This window comes from Desulfobacterales bacterium, assembly GCA_021647905.1.
Classification (GTDB): Bacteria; Desulfobacterota; Desulfobulbia; order Desulfobulbales; family BM004; genus JAKITW01.
Genome location: JAKITW010000110.1, coordinates 1 through 5,345, shown reverse-complemented (window position 1 = coordinate 5,345; position 5,345 = coordinate 1). Strand labels below are relative to the sequence as shown.

General features: G+C 59.4%; 5 protein-coding genes. All 5 read right to left on the bottom strand.

Annotation, left to right across the window (positions count from 1 at the left end; all coding sequences use genetic code 11):
- Nucleotides 1-582: 582 nt before the first annotated feature.
- Complete coding sequence (locus tag L3J03_12080) at nucleotides 583-1,602, bottom strand: efflux RND transporter periplasmic adaptor subunit (GenBank protein ID MCF6291719.1); 1,020 nt, start codon at nucleotides 1,600-1,602, stop codon at nucleotides 583-585.
- On the bottom strand, nucleotides 1,592-2,272 hold the full coding sequence (locus L3J03_12075) for an ABC transporter ATP-binding protein (protein MCF6291718.1): 681 nt from the start codon (nucleotides 2,270-2,272) through the stop codon (nucleotides 1,592-1,594). Before L3J03_12075 ends, L3J03_12080 begins: the two co-directional genes overlap by 11 nt.
- Nucleotides 2,269-3,501 (bottom strand): ABC transporter permease, encoded by a 1,233-nt coding sequence (locus L3J03_12070; protein ID MCF6291717.1) that lies wholly within the window; start codon nucleotides 3,499-3,501, stop codon nucleotides 2,269-2,271. The genes L3J03_12075 and L3J03_12070 overlap by 4 nt, the downstream gene beginning before the upstream one ends.
- Nucleotides 3,502-3,775: 274 nt before the next feature.
- Nucleotides 3,776-4,228, bottom strand: coding sequence for a hypothetical protein (locus L3J03_12065; protein ID MCF6291716.1), 453 nt, complete (start codon nucleotides 4,226-4,228; stop codon nucleotides 3,776-3,778).
- A 202-nt stretch (nucleotides 4,229-4,430) separates the two neighbouring features.
- Nucleotides 4,431-5,132 carry a site-2 protease family protein gene (locus L3J03_12060; protein ID MCF6291715.1) on the bottom strand — a complete coding sequence of 234 codons (702 nt, stop codon included), beginning with the start codon at nucleotides 5,130-5,132 and terminating at the stop codon, nucleotides 4,431-4,433.
- Nucleotides 5,133-5,345 lie beyond the last annotated feature (213 nt).

Below are 5,345 nucleotides of genomic sequence, written 5' to 3'. Positions count from 1 at the left end.
ACCCCTACTACGACCTGGCAGTGCTGCTTATCGAGAACAACCGCCGCCAGGAAGCGGCCGAGGTTGTTCGCCGGGCCGAGCAAAAAGCGCCCGGATTCAGGCAAAGATACCTGGGAGCAACGGAGTTAGGTTATTAACTTAAGCAGTTGACAAGCTATTAAACCAACTCCGTCTCCTTATAATTAGACCCGGAACTCCATAAATTTCTGAGATATACGATTTTTCGGTGGAGTATGGTGGAGAAATCCTATGGAGGTGGGGTGCTAATAGGGTGTTCGCCCAGGTGGTTACCCCCCTGGTCATACCGGGAAGCAGTGATTTCCATGGGTTTCCCGAAACCTGGAAAGTGGACCCGGATAGGTCCTTCCTCCGGGAAAGCCTGATGTCAAGATTGTCGGTCTCGCAACAACCCGCTCGACGGACGTGATTCGTCTTGTAACTTGTTGATTTTATTGGGTGGCATTTGAAGCCTTTCGGGTTGTTACGAGTTCATCAAGATTGCCGCGTGGAAAGCGAGCGCTCCCGCAAAAGCAGATGCGCAAGAACTTCGCGCTATTGCTGGAGTGGTATCGGGAAGTTACTTTATTTTATGGAGATACGCACGTTTACCGGCAGCTTGATTGGAAAGGGGCAGTCCTTCGGCAGGGAGACCTCCACGTCGAGCACCTTATAGTCGATAATCTTGGCCGGGTCGGTGGGGATGAGCTTCTTGGGCCCCATCTGTTGCCGGATCTCCACTACTCGGCCGTTATAGGCCAGGCCGGGGAAGCCGTCGGCCGTGATTCGCGCGGCCTGGTCTACCCGGATCCGGCCGATATCGGTCTCATCGATCTCGGCCCGCACATACCGGTCCGTCAGGGTGGCGATATCCATCACCGGCATGCCGATGTCCAAGGCCTCCCCCTCTTCCCGGTGTTTCCGGGTAATCACCCCTTCATAGGGCGCGGTTAAGCTGGCGTTGGCCAGGATCGCCTCGGCCCGTTCGATCTCGGCCCTGGCCAGTTCCAGGCGTTGTTTCAAGACCGTCATGGTCTCGGGCCGGGTTCCCTGCTCAAGCAGGCGGAGCCGGTCGATGGCGACGTTGCGTCGGGCCAGGGCACTGGCCTGCTGCAGCCGGAATCGTTCCCATTCCACCGGAGCCGCCGCGGCAACGGCCCGAAGCTGTTGATACCGTTCCCAGTCGGCGGAGGTCTTGGCCAACCGGGCCTCGGCATCGTTGAGTTGCTCCCGGGCCACATCGATCTCCTGGGCCCGAGCCCCGGCCGCGGCCTCGGCCAGTACCTTTTCAGCCACCCCGGCTGCGGCCCGGGCCACCTCGACCTGGACCTCCAGTTCCCGGGCCTCGAATCGGGCGAGCAACTGCCCCTGGTGCACCGGTTCCCCTTCTCTGACCAGGATCTTCTCGATCTTGCCCGGGAACTTGGCACTCAAGGTGGAGTGTCGGCGGGCCTCCACGATTCCGTAGGCATAGACGGTCACCACTTCTTCCGCAGCGGCGGCCACGGACTGGTCCTTGGATTGCGTTGGCGGGGAATCGCACCCTGCCGTCCCTAGAAGCAGGGGAACTGCCAGCATCAGCGTAAAACAAGAATTAATCTTCATGGATCACACCGTCCTCCATCCAAAGTACTCGGTTGACATGTTTCTGGATCCGCAGGTCGTGGCTAACCACCACCACGGTCTTGCGTTGCTCCCCGGCCAATTGGTACAGGAGATCGATGATCTTAAGGCCGGTTTTTGAATCGAGATTGGCCGTGGGCTCGTCGGCCAGGATGATGGGGGTGTCGGCGGCAATAGCCCTGGCAATGGAGACCCGTTGTTTTTCCCCGCCAGAGAGATCGCGAGGATAGAAATCGCTCCGTCCGACCAGGTCCACCCGCTTGAGAGCGGCCCCGGCCGAGTCCATGGCCGCAGCACGTGGCGTCTTCTGCAGTTGCAGGGCAATGAGGACATTCTCCTGCACGGTCAGGGATGAAAAAAGGTTGAAGGACTGGAAGATGAATCCGACATGGGCCCGCCGCAGGGCCGGCAGTTGCCGCTCGTCGAGATCGGTGACGTCCAGGCCCATGATCGTTACCCGGCCGCTGGTCGGTTTCAGGAGCAGGCCGAGAATGGACAGGAGCGTGGTTTTGCCGCTGCCGGAGGGGCCCATGATCGCGGTGACCGAGCCCGCAACGCAGGAAAAGTCCGCTTTCCGCACCGCTGGTACCGGAACGGCCCGGTTACCGTAGATCTTGGAGATAGCGGCCACGCTGATAGTCGGATCGTTCATGCTCGGAACACCTCCATGGGATCGACCTGCATGGCCCGGCGCACCGAAATCAGCGAGGCGGCCACGCAGGTGGCCAGGGTCACCACCAGGTCGGCGGCAAAAAGCGGCCAGGGCTGGATGATTGCCTGACCGGTATTGGTGTAGAGCTTTACTACCACAAAGTTGATAGCCAGACCGATAAGATAGCCGAGGATGCCGCTGATCAGGGCCTGCTGGAGGATGATGCCGTAGACCATCCTGTTCTCAGCGCCCAAGGCCTTCAAGGTGCCGAACTCGCGCAGGTGTTCGATGGTGGCGCTGTAAATGGTCTGGCTGACGATGACCGCGCCGACGATGATTCCCATCAGGATGGTGAAGCCGAAGGCGGTCCCCATGCCGGTGCTGAAGGTCCAGTAGCGCCGGGTGGCATTGATGAACTGGTCCCGGGTGTAGACATCCTCCAGATTCATCTTCCGGTCGAGCCGGTCGCGCAGGGTCGTCAGGTCCATGCCTGGCTCCGCCTTGACCAGGACAAAGACGGTCTGGCCTTCGATCCAGGGGTTCAGCTCCTGGGCGGTCTTGTACGAGGTGAACAGGACCGGCGCGGTGGTGATCCGTCGAGCCCCGCGGCTGATCCCGACGATCCGCACCTTTTTGTTGACCACCTCCCGGTACTCGCCGATCTCCAACTCGCCCAGCTTGGACACGCTGGATTCGTCCACGATCACCCCGCGGTGGAATTTGACGTCGCGGATATCGCCCTTGACCATTTCCCAGGGCCCGCCGATACCGCTTTCCGGGTCGAACCCCACCATCTCAACGTTCTCGCTGCCCCCGCCCTTGATCTTCATCATGGACCAGACCAGGATCAGCTTGCGGGTCCAGGCCACCCCGGGCACGGCCCGGGCCTGGTTTTCGCGGTGCTCGGGAAAGGGCATGGAAAAATCGAAGTTGCGATTGTTGCGGGCCGTGATCCAGATGTCCGCGTCGGTATGCTCGATGATGCTGGATGTATTGTACATCATCCCCAGGTAAACCCCGACCTGGACCAGAATAAGCACCACGGAAAAGGAGATGCCCACCAGGGTGATGACGAACCGGACCCGGTCGTGGAAGAGGTTTTTGCGGGCAATGGCAACCGGATAGGACATGGGTCTCCCTGCTTTTCCCGGGATTGTTTTCAGCTTTGTTTCCAGGCCGGCAAAGATGTCCTGTTTCCTGCGGGCCGGTTCGGCCTGGATCGCCTCCACCTTCTTGCCGACATCCCGGCGGCCTCCGCCTCTCTGATAATCGCCAACCGATACCAGGACCTCGATCCGGTTCTGGAACCATTCGATTATACTACGAACTGCACGACTTGACGCGCCCGCGAAAATCGGGGACGTTATTTACATAGTTAACAAAATATGTTACATTATCTCTGTCCAGATCAGCCAAGAAGAAGGTTTGTTAAATGAAAAAACAACGCATTTACCCATTTACTCTAAAATGGGCTGGATATCAGCCTTCGGCGCAGGCTCAAAGTCAGGTGCCGGAGGAATCAACCGGCTCGACGATCTCGAACTGGCCGTTGACGAACCGGCCTTCCACCCGTTGCCCGCTGGGCATGGTGAGGATTCCCGGGCCGTCCAGTTTGCCGTTGCTGAAGCCACCCTCCCAGGTGGTGCCGTCGGGCTGGGTCAGCTTGCCCTGGCCGTGGAGGAGCGAGCCGGAGAAGGTGCCTTCAAAGGTGCCGGTTTTCGGTTGGACCATCTTGCCCTTTCCCTCGAACAGCCCGTTTTTAAATTCCCCTTCATAGCTTGATCCGTCCGGCAGCAGCAGGGTGCCGTGGCCGTGGAATTTACCTTTTACAAAATCGCCCTGGTAGCGGGTGCCGTCCGGCGCGCTCATCCGGCCCGAGCCGTGGGGCTGGTCCTCTTCCACCTCGCCGATATAGATGCCGCCGTTGCTGTACTTGATGGTGCCCTGTTCGCCCATGTTTCCCCCCGGTTTTTTGTTGTCCGGTCCTGGTTGTTACCGCGCCGGCATGGACAGGCTATAGCATTGCCGGAATTATTTCGAGAAAAAACAGGGGTGGTGGCCCGGATGATTTTCCGGGGCCGGAGGGGCGGGACCATGAATCAATGGGATAGCGGCCGCAGTGGCGATGCCCGACCATGAATGACCAACCTGTTTTATCCTAAAAGTACAGCTCCGGATAGAGCAGGGTGATGGCCAGCCGGAATACCGGGCCAAAGATATAGCCGAAGAATTTCCAGGCCAGCAGGATGCCGATTATCATGAACAGCGGCCGGCGGATGAAGTCCTGAAAAGCATGGGCCCGCCGGTCGTTGAGCAACAGGGGAACCGCGCCGCTGCCGTCCAGGGGCGGGACCGGGATCAGATTGAAGACAAAGAGGATCAGGTTCAACGAAAAGAAGATGGAAAGCAGAGCGGCCGGGATAGTGAAGAAGCCGGGGTCCGCTGCCATGGCTATCTGGGAAAAGGTGAACCGGTCCGGCGGCTGAAAGACCCGGGCCAGTTGGCCGGCCTTGATCAGGCTGCCGGCCAGCAGCACCAGGCCGAAGTTGGCCATGGGTCCGGCCAGGGACATCCAGGCCGAGCGCCGGGGATATCGTCGAGCCCAGGCCGGATCGTATGGGGTGCTGGCCCAGCCGAACATCCAGCCGCCCATGACAAAGGAGAGGATCGGCACCACCACCATGCCGATGAATTCCCGCTTGATATGGGGCCGGGGATTGAGACTGACCTGCCCGCCGTGATAGGCGGTGGAGTCGCCCAGTTCCTTGGCAATAAAGGCATGGGCCGCCTCGTGGACCACGGTCGAAAAAAGAAAGGCGAAATACCAGAGAAAACCATTGGTAAGTGTGGACATGGACACGGTCTGCATTGATCCTGTCTTTAGGATGATGCCCTGGAGCCTGACAATCCCGGCTGCGCAGGCAGTTACGGTCCGGCCTTGTAATATGTAAACATTCAGTAAACCCCCTCCTGTCGGGAAAGGGGTCTTCTTCTACCAACGGCCGCTCCATTGAGAAGGGCCGGCTGTTCATAAACAGGCTATCAAGCAGGAACTCGCTTCGCCGCGGCGGCG